Genomic DNA, 15,684 nt, shown 5'->3' with positions numbered 1-15,684 from the left:
AGGACGCAATCCTTAAGAAGTTGCTGCCCGGCATGAAGGATTCGAAAACCATTGTGGCGCGTTTGCGTTCCCGGCGCCGGCCGGCCGAGGATGGCGATGAGGGTATGGGACGAGGAGGCGCTTGCTTGAGGACGGGACGCGGCAGGTTCGGCGCGGTGGGCGGCCCCAGGCGAAATCGCGGCCGGGATACGCAAGGACGCGGCAGCCTGATCGGCGGCTGGCTGTTCCTCCTCGTCTTGAGTATCGGCGCCTATTTCGCCTCCCGTCTCCCGCCGCCGGAAAAGCCCTTGACCGGAGAATTGCACGGCGCGGCGGCGGCGAGCGATGGCGACAGCCTGCGGCTCGGCGGTCGGCGCGTGCGGATCGAGGGCATCGATGCGCCGGAGATCGGCCAGAGCTGTCGTCGCGGCAAGGATGACTGGGACTGCGGCGCCGAGGCGCGCCGGCGACTGGCCTCGTTGGTTGGTGCGACGACGACGCGCTGCCGCCTGCATGGGCGCGACCGCTATGGCCGCGAGCTCGGCATTTGCGAAAGCGGCGGCCGCGACATCGGCCGCGCGATGGTTCTCTCGGGTCTGGCGGTCAGCTACGGTCTCTACCGCGCAGAGGAAGAGACGGCACGAGAGCGGCAGGCCGGGCTCTGGAGCGGGGATTTCGTCCGGCCGCAGGAATGGCGCCGCACCAATGGTAAGCCGGCGGAGACGCCGCACCGCGCCGATGATTGGCTGGAACTCATTGCCCGCTGGATCGAAGATGAAATTCGCACTCTGGCGAAGGGGATCATCGGTGGCGGCTAGCGAAGAGGAGCGGCTGCAGGAACTGCGCGCAGCCATCGCCGCCTGCCGCATCTGCCGGGACGATCCGGCACGCGGCCTTGCACATCGGCTGCCGCATGAGCCGCGGCCGGTGGCCGTGCTTTCCGGCTCGGCCCGCGTTCTGATTGCCGGCCAGGCGCCCGGCCTTAGGGTGCATGAATCCGGCCTGCCTTTCAACGATGCCTCCGGCGACCGGCTGCGGGGATGGCTCGCCGTCGATCGAGCCGCCTTCTACGACCCGCAGAATTTCGCGATCGTGCCGATGGGGTTCTGCTTTCCGGGCTATGACAGCCATGGCAGCGACCTGCCGCCGCGCGGCGAATGTGCGCCGCTCTGGCGCCGGCGCGTGATGGAGGCGATGCCGCAGATCGAACTGGTGCTTGCCGTCGGCCACCACGCGCAACGCTGGCATCTCGGGTCCGACTGTCCGAAGTCGATGACCGAGGCGGTGGGCAATTGGCAGCGCTTTGCACAGCGCAATTCGGGTATTTCCGTATTGCCGCTGCCGCATCCGAGCTGGCGCAATACGGGTTGGCTGCGCCGGAACCCATGGTTCGAGGCCGACCTGGTGCCCTTCCTGCGCGAGCGGGTAAAGGCCCTGCTCTCTTGAAACAATTTTCTTTATCTTCACCAAATTCACGCTATAGAAGGAATAATATTCGAGAGGATTTCCCATGGACCGTCTGGACCGCAAAATCCTGCGTCTGTTGCAGGAGGATTCGACTTTGGCCGTTGCCGACCTTGCCAAGAAGGTCGGGCTCTCGACGACGCCCTGCTGGCGTCGCATCCAGAAGATGGAAGAGGACGGCGTCATCCGCCGGCGCGTGGCCCTTCTCGATCCCGTGAAGGTCAATACGAAGGTCACGGTGTTCGTGTCGATCCGCACCAATTCCCATTCGATGGAGTGGCTGCGCCGCTTCGCCGAGGTGGTGGCCGATTTTCCGGAGGTGGTGGAGTTCTACCGCATGAGCGGCGACGTGGATTATCTGCTGCGCGTGGTCGTTCCGGATATCGCGGCCTATGACGCCTTCTACAAGCGGCTGATCGCGAAGATCGAGATCCGCGACGTCTCCTCCGCCTTTGCCATGGAGCAGATCAAGTATACGACGCAGTTGCCGCTCGATTACATGGCCGTCGATCAGGCGAAGTCGGGCGAGGAATAGGTCGACTGAAGTTCAGGAGGCGGTGCAGATTTTTTCCGGCAGCGCCTTGATTTTTCTGGGAGTCCCCGTTCTCCAATTGCACGCCGGACCTATCTGGAGAGGCCAAGCCGAACGCGGACCTGCGCACTCGTGAGTTCCCGCACGGCATCCTTTCCGATCCACCGCGCCGTGCGACTGTCGCTTGCGGCGAGTTTTTCCGCGAGAGCCAATGCAGGCCCATGGCAACCGACGCTCCGTTTGCCGACCTGCCTCAACGCCCAATTGACGCTCTTCTTGACGAAGTTGCGCCCGTCATCGGCGTGGGACTTGACGAGCGGCAGCCAGGTAAGGACCGCAGCATCGGGCTCCTTCTTGAGGTGAACGGCGGCGGTGGCGATCATCGCAAAGGCGAGGCGGCGGACGAACTCGCGTTCGTCGGCCGCGCATTCGGGGATCAGCGACTGCTCCAGTCGGGCGGCGACGAGAAGGTCGGCAAGCGTGTCGACGACTTCCCAGGAGTTGCAATCGTCGGCCCAGCGGCGCGCCTCGGGGAGCGTCATGGCCCTGGGATCGGCGGTATAGACCGCGAGGATGCGCGCCTCGCGGAGGCCGGATCGCCAGAGCTCGAGCGCGCGGGCGTGGTCCTTCTTCACCTGCCGGGCCATGCGGCGCAACGCGACGCTCGAAACGCCGAGCGCCGCTTCGGTCTCGATGCCGAAGCGCGCCATGCCTGCAATGCTTTCGGCCGAGCCGGCGCCGCGGAGATGAGCGATGATCTCTTCGGCCGAAGACGCTGGCGCGAGCGTCATTTTTCCAGCCGCGCGAGCAGGGACGACGTGTCCCAACGGTTGCCGCCGAGCGCCTGGACATCCGCGTAGAACTGATCGACCAGGGCCGTGACGGGAAGCTTGGCACCGTTGCGCCGAGCTTCGGCCAGCACGATATCGAGGTCCTTGCGCATCCAATCGACCGCAAAGCCGAAGTCGTATTTGCCGGCATTCATCGTCTTGTGACGGTTCTCCATCTGCCAGGATCCGGCCGCTCCCTTGGAGATGACCTCGATCACCTTCTCGATGTCGAGTCCCGCCCTCTTGCCGAAATGGATACCTTCGGCGAGCCCCTGGACGAGGCCGGCGATGCAGATCTGGTTGATCATCTTGGTAAGCTGGCCGGCGCCGGCAGGTCCCATCAGGCCGACCATGCGGGCATAGGCCTCGATGACGGGCTTCGCCTTTTCGAAGACCTCGGCATCGCCGCCGCACATCACGGTGAGCACGCCGTTCTCGGCGCCCGCCTGACCGCCGGAAACCGGTGCGTCGATGAAATGCGCGCCCTTGGCGCGGGCGGCGCCGCAAAGCTCGCGGGCGACTTCGGCCGAGGCCGTCGTGTTGTCGATGAAGATTGCGCCGGCCCCGATTGTTTCGAAGGCACCGTTCTCGCCGGTGGTGACCGACCGAAGGTCGTCGTCATTGCCGACGCAGGCGAAGATGAACTCCTGGTCCGCGGCCGCCTCGGCAGGAGTGGCCGCCGCGCGTCCCCCGAATTCGGCCGCCCACCGTTCCGCCTTGGCGAGGGTGCGGTTGTAGACCGTCACCTCATGTCCTCCGCGGAGCTTGAGATGTCCGGCCATGGGGTAGCCCATGACGCCGAGACCGAGGAATGCGACTTTGGCCATTTGCTGCTGACTCCAGATTGCGTTGATAGGATTCACGGGGTGTGACCCTACTGCATGGATCCTCGAATCGGAACCGAGCGTGACTTCCGGGGTGGAGAAAATCGGTTGGCTGCCTATCTCGGGGGATAGCGACGAAAATCATTCCCGAATGGCAACACAGCGAAAGGAACGCGCAATGGCGAAGAATACGATTTGCCTCTGGTACGACAAGGACGCCGAGGCTGCCGCCCGCTTCTATTCCGAGGTCTTTCCCGACAGCGCGGTGACTGCCGTGCACCGCGCACCCAGTGACTATCCGGGCGGCAAAGAAGGCAACGTGTTGACGGTCGAATTCACTGTGGCGGGTATTCCCTGTATCGGCCTGAACGGCGGTCCCGTGTTCAAGCACAACGAAGCCTTCTCGTTCCAGATCGCCACCGACGATCAGGAGGAGACCGACCGCTACTGGAATGCGATCGTCGGCAATGGCGGCCAGGAGAGCGCGTGCGGCTGGTGCAAAGACAAGTGGGGGATTTCCTGGCAGATCACGCCGCGTGTGCTGACCGACGCGATGGCGGCTGGCGGCGACGAAGCAAAGCGCGCCTTCGAAGCCATGATGACCATGAGGAAAATCGACGTCGCCGCGATCGAGGCAGCGCGTCGCGGTTGACGCTCTACCGCGGTCTCGGGGCGAAATTGCCGCCAACACTTTGCTAGCCAAGGAGGACATGAATGCCGGCCGAAGCATCGGGCGTTCAGGTTAACACTCATCGCTCGGACGAGTATAGCTGGGCGCTCGTCACGCGCGCGCCCGATTCTCGGCTCGCGCCCTACGTCATCGACTATTGCGGCTATCGCGAGCGGGCGCTGACGCCGATGCGACGCCTCCAGCCGCCCTTCGCGGGCGTCCCGATGATCGTGACCTTCGGCCCATCGATCGACATCATCAATGGCAATCTGCCGACAGAGCGAGGCGTCTTTCGCAGCTTCCTGGCCGGGCTGCACGACGTTCACGTCGTCACCGAATTTGAAGGCGATCAGATCGGTTTCCAGGTGAATTTCACCCTGCTCGGGGCCTTCCGGTTTCTCAACGTCACCATGTCCGACATTGCCAATCGCTGCGTCGGTCTCGGCGACCTGCTGGGTGATGCGGCGGCCGGCCGGCTCGCGGGGGCGCTGCACGACGCGAACGACTGGGCGGCGCGGTTCGACCTGATGGACCGTTTCCTGTTGGACCGCCTTGGCCGAGGCAGGCCCATGTCGCCGGACGTTGCATGGGCGCTGAAATGCCTGGAGGAAAGCCATGGCGCGCGCTCGATTGGCGCGCTCAGCCGCGATCTCGCTTGCAGCCGCAGGACACTGATTCAACGTTTCCATGCCCAGGTGGGCCTGAACCCGAAGGCTGTCGCCGGTATTCTGCGCTTCGCCCATGCGATCAAGCACATCCACGCGGCAGATGAGGAGGGATGGGCCGATCTCGCCGTCGGCTGCGGCTATTATGACCAGGCGCACTTCAACCGCGATTTCCGGCGTTATACGGGGCGCACCCCGCGCGAATTCCGCGCTTCCCTGCTTCCTGACGGTGGTGGCGTCGGCGGGTAAAATTCGTCCAATACCGGCGCGGCTTTCAGCATTAGCCTTCCCCACCTTTCGATGGTTGGAGAGTCCCATGGCAGACAAGGCAAAGATTGGCGTTCCAAACGTCTTCCCCTGCTTGCGCTACGACGATGCGCCCAAGGCGATCGAATGGCTGAACGAGACCTTCGGTTTCGAAAAGCAGTTCGTGGTGCCAGGCGAGAACAATACAGTTGCGCACGCGCAGCTCCGCCTCGGCCCAGGCATGATCATGACGGGCTCCGGCGGCAAGCCGGATTCGACGAATCCCTGGGCGACTGAGCGCTTCGGCATCTATGTCGTGGTGCCCGACATCGAGGCGCATTATGCACGCGCCAAGGCCGTCGGCGCGAAGATCGAGCGCCCGCTCGCAGAGACCGAATACGGTTCACGCGAATATTCCGCGCGCGACTGCGAGGGCAATCTCTGGAGCTTCGGCACCTATGACCCATACGCGGAGGCCTGATCGATGCAGGTCAAACGCATCATGGCCATCATCGCGGCCGAGGATGTTGCGGCAGCCGAGCGCTTCTACAAGGATATCCTTGGTCTCGACGTTCTGATGGATCATGGCTGGATCACGACCTACGGTTCATCCCGGAAGATGAGCGTTCAGGTCAGCTTCGCGTCCGAAGGCGGCTCCGGCGCGCCGGTGCCCGATCTCTCGATCGAAGTCGACGATCTCGACGCCGCCTTGCAGCGCATGAAGGAGGCCGGAGTCACAATCGAGTATGGCCCTGCCAATGAGCCCTGGGGGGTGCGCCGCTTCTTTGTGCGCGACCCGTTCGGGCGGCTCGTAAACATACTGATGCATATCTAAGCAGGGTCCGGAACAGTTCCTGCGCCGCGCGTCCAATCAGACGGACCGACTGAAAACACGCACGGCGCAGCAAAAGTGTTCTTAGAACGATACGCTGCGGTTCGACCAGATCGGGCCGCGGCGTTCATCTTCCTTGAGGCTGCCGGTGCCATAGGAGAAGCGCAGTCCGCCGAAAATGGTGTTGCTGTCGCCGGAGAGAGTGTCCGCCAAATCGACATCCGTGTACTTGTAGCCTGCGAACAACGTGACCGGCATCAGCTCGGGTCGGTAGTTCGCCGTGAGCTTCAGGGTCTGGACGTCCAGGTCGTCACCCCCGTCGGTTACGCGATCGAGCGTGCCATCGACGTCGAAACGGACGTTGTCGGTCGCGTACCAGCGTGCGCCGAGCGCGCCCATATAGTGATCGGCGTCGAGGCCGCCCAGATCGGTTTGACCGTAGCCGGCCGCTCCGACCAGGGTCCAGGTATCCTGGAAGAAGGCGCCCTCGATGCCGCCCATGTAGTCCTTGATGTCCTCCGACAGACCGGCATCGAATCGGGACGCCCCGAAGAAGGCGCCGGCCGCATAGAGTTCATCCCGATAATAGCCATGAAGGCCCCCGTCGAACTTGTCGATATCGAGATCTTCTATGCCGACGCGCGCATAGCCGAGATCGACTTGCAGATTCATGCCGGAGCCGGCGTCGACATTGATCGCGCCTCTCAATTCCCAGGCGTCCGCATCGACATCGTCGACGCTGTTCGCGTAGGAGCCCTCGACATATCCCGTTACGCCGCCAGAGGCGACTTCGACGACGGGCTCATGATACGCCCCCCAACCGATAAGTGGCTCATCCACGTCGGCAGCGAATGCGACGTTGGAACTCGATAAGCACAGCAGTGCTAAAGTGGTCGTTCGAAACACGGGCCCCATCTCCGTTATAGATCCGTCTGGACCCTAGCGGCGCATGGTTAATGCAAGCTAAACGCGAGCCGAATTCACCAACTCGCGATTGTGCCTGGAGTTCAGAAGAGACGGGAGGCGAGCGCCGGCAACGAGGCGCTGCCAATGGCGCTTTCAGGACTTCGTCGGGACTGGGCTCAGGGCTTGAAGCGAGCGATGACCAGTTGACCGGCGATCGGCGCGCCTTCTTCCATGCGAACGGTTATGTCGCCGACCTCGACGACCTCGAATCCGGTCGCCGTGAGGCGGTCTTTCAGATAGGCCTCCGAATGGGCGAAGCGCTGATGCAGGCCGACCATGTAGGATCGTCCCGCGAAGTCTTCCTCGGGCAGCGTTTCGCTGGAAAAGATCAGCAGGCCGCCGGGGACGAGATTGTCGACGGCTCCGAAGAAAAGCGCTTCCAGGGCGCCCATATAAGGCAGGACATCCGTCGCGACGATCAGATCGAACGCCTCGTCGTCATTGTCGTCGAGGAAATCGACGGCTTCCGCAACATAAAGCGTCTCGTAGAGATCCTTCTCATGGGCGATCTCGACCATGCTCTCCGAAAGGTCGACGCCGGTGATGTCCTCGGCCATATCGCGTAAGGCGCCGCCGGTCAGGCCGGTGCCGCAGCCGAGATCGAGAACCCGTTTGAACGGCGCCAAGCCGAGCGCCTGGATGCGCTGGCGGACGAGGAGCGGCACGCAATAATCGAGCTGATCGACAAGGACATTGTCGAAGACCTCCGCGTGCTGGTCGAAAAGCGTCGCGACATAGGCATCCGGAGCCTTGATCGGCGTGTCGCCGCGCCCCATGGAGGCGAGACGCACGGAGGCTCCTCCATGATCCTCCGGGTCGAGATCCAGCACTTCCCGATAGGCGGCGGCGGCCGCGTCGAAGTTGCCGGCTTTTTCCAAAGCGAGGGCGCGGTTATAGGCTTCCGCCAGCGCTTCCTCGTCGATCTTCTTGCTCTTCTGCGTCATGGTCGCTTCTTACGACCGTGGGCGGCCTTTGGCAATTGCCTCGACGGAGCGGCGTTAGACCTCCGTGCCGTTCCGTGGGTGATCGGAACCTCAACCGATGGTCAAAAACTGACGAAGCGCAAGACTCCGGCATTTATCCGCAGCGGGAATGGAGTCATCATCGGCAAAACAATGAATTACCGGGAGGAATGCCGATGGCTTCTGAACTGAGCCCGCTGACACTGGAAACGGGACTGCCGGAGGAAAAAGGTCCGCCGCTGCCGCAGTCCTCGCAGGAGACGATCAATACGATCGTCCATTATTATCGCGGCGAGATGGGCCGGATGGCGGGTTGGCGGGACCGGATAGACCGGACCTCGAACTGGGCGATCACGGTCGTCGCGGCGATGCTTTCCGTTTCCCTGTCGACCCCCACCTCGCATCATGGCGTACTGCTCTTTGCCATGCTGCTGATCAGCCTGCTGCTGTTGATCGAGGCGAGGCGCTATCGCTTCTTCGACGTTTACCGCGCCCGCGTGCGCCAACTGGAGCGCGGCTATTTCGCGCAAGTCCTTGCGCCGGACGGAGTGCCGAGCGCCAAGTGGTCGACCTCCATCGCCACGAGCCTGCGCAAGCCGATCTTCCTGATGAGCTACAAGGATGCAGTCTGCCGACGGTTGCAGCGCAATTACTGCTGGATGTATCTGATCCTGCTCCTGGCCTGGGCTCTGAAAATTTCCTCGTCGAAAATGTCCATGGCCGGCGAATTCCTCGGCCCCGTGCACTCCTGGAGTGACCTCTTCGAAAATACTGCCCTCGGTCCTTTGCCGGGTTCAATTGTGCTGATCTTCGTTGCGCTCTTTTACGGTCTCATTCTCTATGGCTCGTTTCGCCGGGAGGAGCGGGAGGGCGAACTGGCCCACGGTCAAGTGCATGTCTGACCGGATCGGTTGCGCCGGGCCGGCGCGGAACGCTCAGTGGAGAATGAATTCTCCCTTCAGCGCCCGCCATTCGCTGGCGGATATCAGCTTGCGGTGCACGTAGCGTACCGAGTGTAACGGTCCGTCCAGCTTTTCCTGCCAGAACCTGAGGAAGTTGCGCATCTCCGGAAAATCGGGCGCGATGTCGTAATGCTGCCAGATATAGGTCTGCAGGAGAGCCGGGTGGTCCGGCATCCGATAAAGAATGTGGGCCGTCGTCAAGCCGTAACCCTTCAGTTGCAGTTCCATGTCGTTCGTCATCAAGAACCTCACTTCTTCACAAAGGTTGGTTTCTATGATGGGGCGCTTGATTCCTTAATCAAGAGCTAATATCTGTCGGAAATGCATAAAAAGTAGGTAATAACAAAGGCTTAGCAGCAACCTTCGGCGAGTGCTGCCAGACCGCTTCCGTGGCGACACGGGTCCGCCACGGACGTTTTCCGGCCTGCCTCAGCGCTTCAGGTGCCGCGTCAGCCGGGCTTCAAGCCAGGCCCAGATGTTGCGCAGCAATTCCACCATGACGAGGTACAGTGCTGCGGCCCAGATATACATCTGATAGTCGAAGGTGCGCGAGAAGGCGCGCCGCGTCTCGCCCATCAGATCGAAAACGGTGACGATCGCGACGATCGCCGAGCCCTTGATCATCAGGACGATCTCATTGCCATAGGGGCGCAAGGCGACGATCATTGCCTGCGGCAGGATCACCTTGAAGAAGGCGACGCCTCGCGGCAGGCCGAGGGCGGCGGCGCCTTCATGCTGACCCCGCGGCACGCTCTGGATCGCTCCGCGCAGGATCTCGGCCTGATAGGCGGCGGTGTTCAGCGTGAAGGTAAAGAGCGCGCAATTCCAGGCATCCCGGAAGAACCACCACAGCCCGACGGAATCGAGCTCAGGGCGGAAGCTGCCGAGGCCGTAATAGACGAGGAAGAGCTGCGTGATCAGCGGCGTGCCGCGGAAGAAGTAGACATAGGCATAGGCGAGCCAGGACCAGAACCTGTTCTTCGACATGCGCCCGAGCGCCACGGGCAGCGACAGGACCGCTCCGAGCAGTATCGACGAGCCGACAAGCGCCAGCGTCACGCCCAGGCCGGAAAGGAAGCTCGGTCCGTAGCGCGAGAATTTCTCCGGGTCCCAGCCATTCACGACGGTGAGGAAAATGCCGACCGCGACTGCGAGCCAGATGCCGAGGGTGACGCTGCCGAGAAAGCGGGAGAGCGTGTAGGCCTTAGGAGGGGCCGGCGGCGGGGCCTGCGGTGGGATCATCGTTTCGGCAATGCTCATCGCCCCATCTCCGCACGTTTCGTCCGGCGTTCGATCGCCGAAAAGGCAATCGACGAAAGCATCGCCAGGATCAGGAAGAGGATGCAGGCAATGCCGAAGAACTCGAAGGCTTGCTTGGTGACGCGCGCGGCAATGCCGGTCTGGCGCAGGATGTCGGGCAGGCCGATGACCGAGACCAGTGCGGTATCCTTGAGCAGGGCCATCCAGAGATTGCCGAGGCCGGGAAGGGCTATGCGCACCAACTGCGGCAGGATAACAAGCCGCATCGTGGCGCCGCGATGCAAGCCAAGTGCGTCCCCGGCCTCGTACTGTCCCTGGGGAATGGCCTTGAAGGCGGAGAGCAGCACCTCCGAACAATAGGCGGAAAAGACGACTCCGAGCGCGATCATGCCGGCGACGAAGGCGTTGATCTCGACGGGTCCTTCGTAGCCGACGCCGGCAAGGAATTGCTGCACGAGAATCTGCAGACCGTAATAGACGATGAACAGGGTCAGAAGTTCGGGCAGGCCGCGGAAGATCGTCGTGTAGATATTGGCAGCAAGTCGTAGCGACCGCTCATTCGACTGCTTGGCGAGTGCAATGAAGAAGCCGACGGTCAGCCCGATGGGCAGCGTGGCGATCGCCAGGCTCGCGGTGACGAGAAAACCATAGGCGATCTCGTCTCCCCACCCGGTATCGCCGCAGGCAAGCAGCGTGTCCGATCCGAACAGGTTCAAGATGCCGATCGGGCCGCAGAACGGATCGATGATCGATATGACCCAGGCGAGACCGGAGTAAATGGCGGCAAACAGTCCGCTCATGCCGGTAGATTCCCCTTTATGTTCTTATTGTCGTCGATGACGCTTGTTCTTGTCTCTTCTTGTCAGACAAAAACGGCGGAAGGGCAAGCCGTCCGCCGTTGCATTTTCTTCATCAACCGAGAATTTCCCGGCATAAGCGCTCTATCGTCGCCGAAATCCCGGTGGTCAGCTGCCGTAGACGTCGAACGGGAAGTATTTCTCGTTGATTTCCTGATATTTCCCGTTGGCGCGAATGGCCTCGATCGCCTTGTTGAACTTCTCGCGCAGTTCGTCGTCGCCCTTGCGCAGGGCGATCCCGGCGCCTTCGCCATTGATGACCGGGTCGACCGGCAACGTGCCGAGCAGCTTGCAGCAGGCGCCGTCGTCGGTCTTCAGCCATTCAGAGATCACGACGACATCGTCGATGGCAGCATCGATGCGGCCGTTGGCGAGATCAAGCTTATATTCGTCGGCCGTCGGATAGAGCTTCAGATCGGCACCCTTCATATGCGCTTCGGCATAGTTGGAATGGGTGGTGGAGCTCTGCGCGCCGAGCGTCTTCCCGTCGAGCGCCGCTTCGGTCGCTTCGGTGATCGGCGAATCCTTCGGTACGACGATCGCCGGCGGCGTGTTGTAGTATTTGTTGGTGAAGTCGACCTTTTGCTTGCGTTCCTCGGTAATCGACATGGACGCGATGAACGCGTCATATTTCTTGGCGATCAGCGCCGGAATGGCGCCGTCCCAGTCCTGCGTCACGAAGGTGCATTCGGCCTTCATCTCCTCGCAGAGCGCCTTGGCAATGTCGATATCGAAACCGGTCAGCGTGCCGTCCGCCTCGAGATTATTGAAGGGCGGGTAGGCGCCTTCGGTGCCGATAACGACCTTTTCGCCCTCTGCCATGGCCGAGCCTGCCAGGAATACGAGAACGGCAGCCGATGCGGCAGCTGCCAGCCGTCTGGAAATACGCATGATGATCCTCTCTGTTGGCCGGCACCCGGTTTCTTGTTGTTCGCGGATGCCACATTAGCCCGGGGCGAGCGCCGCCGGTTGCCGCGATATTCGTACGGTTTTCCTGCAAAAATCAACAGGAAAGCGTCACGCGCGGAGCCGCTGTGTGCATTGCCGCATTTTCGGCGCCTCCGATCATCGCAGGCGATGAACGGCCCGTTCATGCGCAGTTAATGTAGGCTTCGATAGGCCTTGGGCGGAACCGACCCGCGGCTGTCGCGTTGCGATGGCGACAGTGCCGGCTGACATAAGGCCGGACAAGGCGTGCCGATGCGCCGGTATCAGGAGGATGAAAGAGAATGACGATTCGATCGAAACTTTTCGCAACGGTCGCCCTGCCGGTTTTCGCGGCGTCCCTTGCAGTTCAACCGGCGTTGGCCGACAGCCTGAAGGCGCCGTTCGAAGTGGCGCAGGAAGGCGGCGAGGAGTTGTCGCCCGAAGAGCTGCTGCTCCTGAAGAAGCGCGAGCAAGAGCAGCGCAAGGCCGAGGAAGAGCAGCAACGTGCTGCCGAGGAAGAAAAGCAGCGGGCTGCCGAGGAAGAGCAGCAGCGTGCGGCGGAGGAAGAAAAGCAGCGGGCTGCCGAGGAAGAGCAGCAACGCGCTGCCGAGGAAGAAAAGCAGCGGGCTGCCGAGGAAGAGCAGCAACGTGCTGCCGAGGAAGAAAAGCAGCGGGCTGCCGAGGAAGAGCAGCAGCGTGCGGCTGAGGAAGAAAAGCAACGCGCTGCCGAGGAAGAGCAGCAGCGTGCGGCTGAGGAAGAAAAGCAGCGGGCTGCCGAGGAAGAGCAGCAGCGTGCGGCGGAGGAAGACAAGCAGCGGGCTGCCGAGGAAGAGCAGCAGCGTGCTGCCGAGGAAGAAAAGCAGCGGGCTGCCGAGGAAGAGCAGCAGCGTGCGGCTGAGGAAGAGCAGCAGCGTGCGGCTGAGGAAGAAAAACAGCGTGCGGCTGAGGAAGAGCAGCAGCGTGCCGCCGAGGAAGAACAGCAGCGCGCCGCCGAGGAAGAACAGCAGCGCCAGGCTGAAGAAGAACAGACCGCGGAAGAGCCACCTGCTGCAACCGAGGACAAGACGACCGCCGAACAGCCGCCAGCCGAAGAGCCCGCCGAGCAGACCGGCGAGGCCGAGCAGCAGCCGGTTCCGGAAGGTGAAGAGCCTGCAACAGCGGAGCAGATGCAGGCTGAACAGCCTGAAGGCCAGCCGGCTCCGGAAGTCGTCGACGAGCGCACGGTAGAAGAGAAGCAGAAGATCGCCGAGGACCCGGCGGCCAGCGATGAGACAGTCGTACTCCCCGTCGAAGGTGGTGCGGCCGTGCTCGACAGCGACAAGGATGCCGACAATGCCGGCGGCAACCGGTCGCGCGAACTCCGGCGTCAACAGCGGGAAGAGCTACGAGCGAAGGAGGAGATTGTAGCGCCGCCTGCCGACGATGCCGCCGCGCAGGCGGAAATTCCGGCCGAGTTCACGGAAGGACTGCCGCAGAAGGTGGAGGCGGCGCTCAGCGAAGAGGGGCAGCGGGTCGAGGCAGCTCCCACATTCGCCGTTCCGGAAACGACGAACATCGTCAACAATACCATGGTCAACAATACGGTGATCAACAACACGACCGTCAACAATACGACGACCAACAATGTCACCGAGGTGCGGGTGGTCGAAGAGACCGAGAACCGCGTCATCCTCGAGGCCGGCGACCGCATCTTCGTGCGGGGCGACGACCGACCACGCCTGCGGCGTGACGCGGAAGAGACCTTCTACGAGGAACTGCCGCGCGGTCGCTACCGCGAGACCATCGTGCGCCCGGACGGCTACCGTGTCGTCACCATCTACAACCGTTACGGCGACATTCTGCAGCGCACGCGCATCGATCGCGACGGCAACGATTATGTACTGATCTATGCGCCGGAATATGAAGAGCGCCGGCGGCCGGCGATCGTCGACGTGGGCTATGAGCTGCCACCGATGCGGCTGACGATACCGGTGGACGACTACATTGTCGATTACGCCGAAGAACCGGACCGCGACTATTACGAGTTCCTGTCCGAACCGCCGGTCGAGCGCGTCGAGCGCGTCTACACGATGGACGAGGTCCGCCATTCCGCCCGCCTTCGGGACAAGGTTCGTCGCGTCGATCTCGACACCATCACCTTTGCGACGGGCAGTGCCGAGGTGTCGATGTCGCAGGCAAAGACATTGCGCAGGGTCGCCGACGCGATGGCGAAAATCCTCGAGAGGGACCCGGGCGAAACCTTCTTCATCGAGGGCCATACGGATGCCGTCGGTTCCGACCGCTCGAACCTGCTCCTGTCGGACAAGCGCGCCGATTCGGTCGCCACGCTGCTCTCCGAGGTCTACGGGATCGCGCCGGAAAACCTGGTGACACAGGGCTATGGCGAGCGCTTCCTCAAGATCCGCACACAGGAGGCGGAGCAGGAAAACCGCCGCGTCACCATTCGGCGCGTGACGCCTCTCGTACGCCCGGTGGCGCAACGATAAGCCGCTGCATGTCTCCTTTGATCGAGCTCGGTTCAAGGGTAAAGACGTGCCGCAGACTCTGCATAGAGGCCCCAAGATCGGTTCCGATTTTGGGGCCTCTACGCTGTCGGCGGAATGGATGCAGAAGACGGTCGAGAGCATCCTGACTTCGGGCATACGGTTGCGGAGTGTGCCGATCGAGCCCTGAGGGGCCTTCTCAAGCGGTCGATGCGGCGGTGAAAACCGCCAACTGCGCGTCGAAAGCACGCTTGAATGCAGGCCGCGCTTCGCCGCGGGCGACATAGGCCGTAAGGTTCGGATATTCGTCCAGTAGAGCCGATCCTTTCAACCTGAGCAGCACCGTCACCATCAGAAGATCACCGGCGCTGAATTCGCCTTCGAGCCAGTCGGCATCGCCAAGTCGGCTCGAAAGGCCGTCCAGCCGTTTCCGAATGCTGGCCTCAAGGGTACGCAGGCGCTGTTCGTACCAAGGCTCGTTGCGCTCGAGGATCCTGGCAAGGGCGCGGTCGAAGATCGGCGGCTCCACGGTGTTGAGCGCGGCAAACATCCACGCGATCGCACGCGCCCGGGCATTCGCATCGTCCGGCAGCAGTCCCGCATGGCGCTCCGCGATATGGAAGACGATCGCTCCCGACTCGAACAGGGCGAGGTCGCCTTCTTCGTAGGTCGGAATCTGTCCGAAAGGGTGAAGCGCGAGATGCGCGGGTTCCTTCATCGCTTTGAAAGAAAGAAGACGGACGTCGTAGGGCCGTCCCACCTCTTCGAGCGCCCAGCGAACCCGCATGTCACGTGCCAAACCCTTGCCGCCATCGGGCGAGCGTTCAAAGGCGGTAATGGTTGGGGTCATCGGAAAGCTCCGGGTGATGGCAGGGCGCCGTACGGCGCGACTTGGGTGTCAGCGGTAATCCCTGTCATGGCCTGTCTCCAATATTTGCGCTTTGCATCCGGAGGACGAACGACCGGCGCCTCTCCCGACAACCGATCTCGGACCAAGAGAAATCCGGCACATGGATCGACCGCAGGAACACCTAGCTGCAGACTGGCCGCGCCGACACTGGCTCTAACGGGTACTCCCGGTCGCGTCCGATAATGGCGGAAGAGAGTGGGGGTCGAACCCACCAAGGACCGTCTCTCGGCCCCTCCCGGATTTGAAGTCCGGACATGCCACCGGGCATGAATCTCCTCCTGAAATGCCACGGCTAGCATTCGACAAATTGCCGAA

The 15,684-nt window shown here is 62.4% G+C and carries 18 protein-coding genes and 1 tRNA gene; 9 read left to right on the top strand and 10 right to left on the bottom strand.

Going from position 1 to position 15,684, the window contains the following annotated elements; translation table 11 throughout:
- The first annotated feature begins 32 nt into the window (after positions 1–32).
- The 3 genes from EKH55_RS08495 (at position 33) to EKH55_RS08485 (ending at position 1,978) form a co-directional block, all read left to right on the top strand.
- The gene (locus EKH55_RS08495) at positions 33–797 is read left to right on the top strand and encodes a thermonuclease family protein (protein WP_151611338.1); all 765 of its coding nucleotides are present in this window, start codon (positions 33–35) and stop codon (positions 795–797) included.
- Positions 754–1,425 (top strand): uracil-DNA glycosylase family protein, encoded by a 672-nt coding sequence (locus tag EKH55_RS08490; RefSeq protein ID WP_151611337.1) that lies wholly within the window; start codon positions 754–756, stop codon positions 1,423–1,425. Before EKH55_RS08495 ends, EKH55_RS08490 begins: the two co-directional genes overlap by 44 nt.
- A 64-nt stretch (positions 1,426–1,489) precedes the next feature.
- Positions 1,490–1,978: an Lrp/AsnC family transcriptional regulator gene (locus EKH55_RS08485; protein WP_151611336.1), complete on the top strand. Its 489-nt coding sequence runs from the start codon at positions 1,490–1,492 to the stop codon at positions 1,976–1,978.
- A gap of 89 nt (positions 1,979–2,067) precedes the next feature.
- Here the strand turns inward: EKH55_RS08485 and EKH55_RS08480 are convergent, their stop codons facing one another.
- Both EKH55_RS08480 and EKH55_RS08475 read right to left on the bottom strand, forming a co-directional pair.
- On the bottom strand, positions 2,068–2,766 hold the full coding sequence (locus tag EKH55_RS08480; RefSeq protein ID WP_151611335.1) for a DNA alkylation repair protein: 699 nt from the start codon (positions 2,764–2,766) through the stop codon (positions 2,068–2,070).
- Positions 2,763–3,632 carry an NAD(P)-dependent oxidoreductase gene (locus EKH55_RS08475; protein ID WP_151611334.1) on the bottom strand — a complete coding sequence of 290 codons (870 nt, stop codon included), beginning with the start codon at positions 3,630–3,632 and terminating at the stop codon, positions 2,763–2,765. The genes EKH55_RS08480 and EKH55_RS08475 overlap by 4 nt, the downstream gene beginning before the upstream one ends.
- A 175-nt stretch (positions 3,633–3,807) precedes the next feature.
- Between EKH55_RS08475 and EKH55_RS08470 the strand changes: the two genes are divergently transcribed.
- The 4 genes from EKH55_RS08470 to EKH55_RS08455 all read left to right on the top strand — a co-directional run bounded on the left by EKH55_RS08470 (position 3,808) and on the right by EKH55_RS08455 (position 6,045).
- Entirely contained in the window at positions 3,808–4,281 is a 474-nt protein-coding gene (locus tag EKH55_RS08470; RefSeq protein WP_151611333.1) for a VOC family protein, read from the top strand.
- Between the two features lie 62 nt (positions 4,282–4,343).
- Positions 4,344–5,213, top strand: coding sequence for a helix-turn-helix domain-containing protein (locus EKH55_RS08465; RefSeq protein WP_151611332.1), 870 nt, complete (start codon positions 4,344–4,346; stop codon positions 5,211–5,213).
- 67 nt (positions 5,214–5,280) lie between these two features.
- Positions 5,281–5,691 carry a VOC family protein gene (locus EKH55_RS08460; RefSeq protein ID WP_151611331.1) on the top strand — a complete coding sequence of 137 codons (411 nt, stop codon included), beginning with the start codon at positions 5,281–5,283 and terminating at the stop codon, positions 5,689–5,691.
- A gap of 3 nt (positions 5,692–5,694) precedes the next feature.
- Complete coding sequence (locus EKH55_RS08455) at positions 5,695–6,045, top strand: VOC family protein (protein ID WP_151611330.1); 351 nt, start codon at positions 5,695–5,697, stop codon at positions 6,043–6,045.
- Positions 6,046–6,126: 81 nt separating this feature from the next.
- Here the strand turns inward: EKH55_RS08455 and EKH55_RS08450 are convergent, their stop codons facing one another.
- Together EKH55_RS08450 and EKH55_RS08445 are read right to left on the bottom strand one after the other, a co-directional pair.
- Positions 6,127–6,882 carry a hypothetical protein gene (locus EKH55_RS08450; RefSeq protein WP_151611329.1) on the bottom strand — a complete coding sequence of 252 codons (756 nt, stop codon included), beginning with the start codon at positions 6,880–6,882 and terminating at the stop codon, positions 6,127–6,129.
- A 242-nt stretch (positions 6,883–7,124) separates the two neighbouring features.
- Positions 7,125–7,952 (bottom strand): class I SAM-dependent DNA methyltransferase, encoded by an 828-nt coding sequence (locus tag EKH55_RS08445; protein ID WP_151611328.1) that lies wholly within the window; start codon positions 7,950–7,952, stop codon positions 7,125–7,127.
- Positions 7,953–8,146: 194 nt separating this feature from the next.
- Between EKH55_RS08445 and EKH55_RS08440 the strand changes: the two genes are divergently transcribed.
- Positions 8,147–8,872 carry a DUF2270 domain-containing protein gene (locus EKH55_RS08440; protein WP_151611327.1) on the top strand — a complete coding sequence of 242 codons (726 nt, stop codon included), beginning with the start codon at positions 8,147–8,149 and terminating at the stop codon, positions 8,870–8,872.
- Positions 8,873–8,905: 33 nt separating this feature from the next.
- Here EKH55_RS08440 and EKH55_RS08435 read toward each other — a convergent pair whose 3' ends face one another.
- The 4 genes from EKH55_RS08435 to EKH55_RS08420 form a co-directional block, all read right to left on the bottom strand.
- Positions 8,906–9,172: an usg protein gene (locus EKH55_RS08435; protein ID WP_069458412.1), complete on the bottom strand. Its 267-nt coding sequence runs from the start codon at positions 9,170–9,172 to the stop codon at positions 8,906–8,908.
- Between the two features lie 189 nt (positions 9,173–9,361).
- The gene (locus EKH55_RS08430; protein ID WP_151611326.1) at positions 9,362–10,192 is read right to left on the bottom strand and encodes an ABC transporter permease; all 831 of its coding nucleotides are present in this window, start codon (positions 10,190–10,192) and stop codon (positions 9,362–9,364) included.
- A complete protein-coding gene (locus EKH55_RS08425; protein WP_151611325.1) occupies positions 10,189–10,992 on the bottom strand; it encodes an ABC transporter permease in 804 nt (267 codons plus the stop codon). The genes EKH55_RS08430 and EKH55_RS08425 overlap by 4 nt, the downstream gene beginning before the upstream one ends.
- A 165-nt stretch (positions 10,993–11,157) precedes the next feature.
- Positions 11,158–11,940, bottom strand: a complete 783-nt coding sequence (locus EKH55_RS08420) for an ABC transporter substrate-binding protein (RefSeq protein WP_069458415.1) — start codon at positions 11,938–11,940, stop codon at positions 11,158–11,160.
- Positions 11,941–12,278: 338 nt separating this feature from the next.
- Here EKH55_RS08420 and EKH55_RS08415 point away from each other — a divergent pair, with 338 nt between their 5' ends.
- Positions 12,279–14,462: an OmpA family protein gene (locus tag EKH55_RS08415; RefSeq protein WP_151611324.1), complete on the top strand. Its 2,184-nt coding sequence runs from the start codon at positions 12,279–12,281 to the stop codon at positions 14,460–14,462.
- A gap of 196 nt (positions 14,463–14,658) precedes the next feature.
- Here the strand turns inward: EKH55_RS08415 and EKH55_RS08410 are convergent, their stop codons facing one another.
- The gene (locus tag EKH55_RS08410; protein WP_069458417.1) at positions 14,659–15,309 is read right to left on the bottom strand and encodes a glutathione S-transferase family protein; all 651 of its coding nucleotides are present in this window, start codon (positions 15,307–15,309) and stop codon (positions 14,659–14,661) included.
- A 243-nt stretch (positions 15,310–15,552) separates the two neighbouring features.
- Positions 15,553–15,648, bottom strand: a tRNA-Sec gene (locus tag EKH55_RS08405).
- Positions 15,649–15,684 lie beyond the last annotated feature (36 nt).

It is taken from the genome of Sinorhizobium alkalisoli (assembly GCF_008932245.1).
Taxonomy (GTDB): Bacteria; Pseudomonadota; Alphaproteobacteria; order Rhizobiales; family Rhizobiaceae; genus Sinorhizobium; species Sinorhizobium alkalisoli.
This window is presented reverse-complemented; position numbering and strand designations above follow the sequence as displayed.

Excerpts from the sequence above, each read along its gene's own strand:
- EKH55_RS08495 (WP_151611338.1), top strand. The coding sequence starts at position 33 with ATGAAGGATTCGAAAACCATTGTGGCGCGTTTGCGTTCCCGGCGCCGG.
- EKH55_RS08410 (WP_069458417.1), bottom strand. The coding sequence starts at position 15,309 with ATGACCCCAACCATTACCGCCTTTGAACGCTCGCCCGATGGCGGCAAG.
- EKH55_RS08485 (WP_151611336.1), top strand. The coding sequence starts at position 1,490 with ATGGACCGTCTGGACCGCAAAATCCTGCGTCTGTTGCAGGAGGATTCG.
- EKH55_RS08440 (WP_151611327.1), top strand. The coding sequence starts at position 8,147 with ATGGCTTCTGAACTGAGCCCGCTGACACTGGAAACGGGACTGCCGGAG.
- EKH55_RS08470 (WP_151611333.1), top strand. The coding sequence starts at position 3,808 with ATGGCGAAGAATACGATTTGCCTCTGGTACGACAAGGACGCCGAGGCT.
- EKH55_RS08460 (WP_151611331.1), top strand. The coding sequence starts at position 5,281 with ATGGCAGACAAGGCAAAGATTGGCGTTCCAAACGTCTTCCCCTGCTTG.
- EKH55_RS08475 (WP_151611334.1), bottom strand. The coding sequence starts at position 3,632 with ATGGCCAAAGTCGCATTCCTCGGTCTCGGCGTCATGGGCTACCCCATG.
- EKH55_RS08490 (WP_151611337.1), top strand. The coding sequence starts at position 754 with ATGAAATTCGCACTCTGGCGAAGGGGATCATCGGTGGCGGCTAGCGAA.
- EKH55_RS08455 (WP_151611330.1), top strand. The coding sequence starts at position 5,695 with ATGCAGGTCAAACGCATCATGGCCATCATCGCGGCCGAGGATGTTGCG.
- EKH55_RS08415 (WP_151611324.1), top strand. The coding sequence starts at position 12,279 with ATGACGATTCGATCGAAACTTTTCGCAACGGTCGCCCTGCCGGTTTTC.
- EKH55_RS08430 (WP_151611326.1), bottom strand. The coding sequence starts at position 10,192 with ATGAGCATTGCCGAAACGATGATCCCACCGCAGGCCCCGCCGCCGGCC.
- EKH55_RS08435 (WP_069458412.1), bottom strand. The coding sequence starts at position 9,172 with ATGACGAACGACATGGAACTGCAACTGAAGGGTTACGGCTTGACGACG.
- EKH55_RS08480 (WP_151611335.1), bottom strand. The coding sequence starts at position 2,766 with ATGACGCTCGCGCCAGCGTCTTCGGCCGAAGAGATCATCGCTCATCTC.
- EKH55_RS08465 (WP_151611332.1), top strand. The coding sequence starts at position 4,344 with ATGCCGGCCGAAGCATCGGGCGTTCAGGTTAACACTCATCGCTCGGAC.
- EKH55_RS08425 (WP_151611325.1), bottom strand. The coding sequence starts at position 10,992 with ATGAGCGGACTGTTTGCCGCCATTTACTCCGGTCTCGCCTGGGTCATA.
- EKH55_RS08420 (WP_069458415.1), bottom strand. The coding sequence starts at position 11,940 with ATGCGTATTTCCAGACGGCTGGCAGCTGCCGCATCGGCTGCCGTTCTC.
- EKH55_RS08445 (WP_151611328.1), bottom strand. The coding sequence starts at position 7,952 with ATGACGCAGAAGAGCAAGAAGATCGACGAGGAAGCGCTGGCGGAAGCC.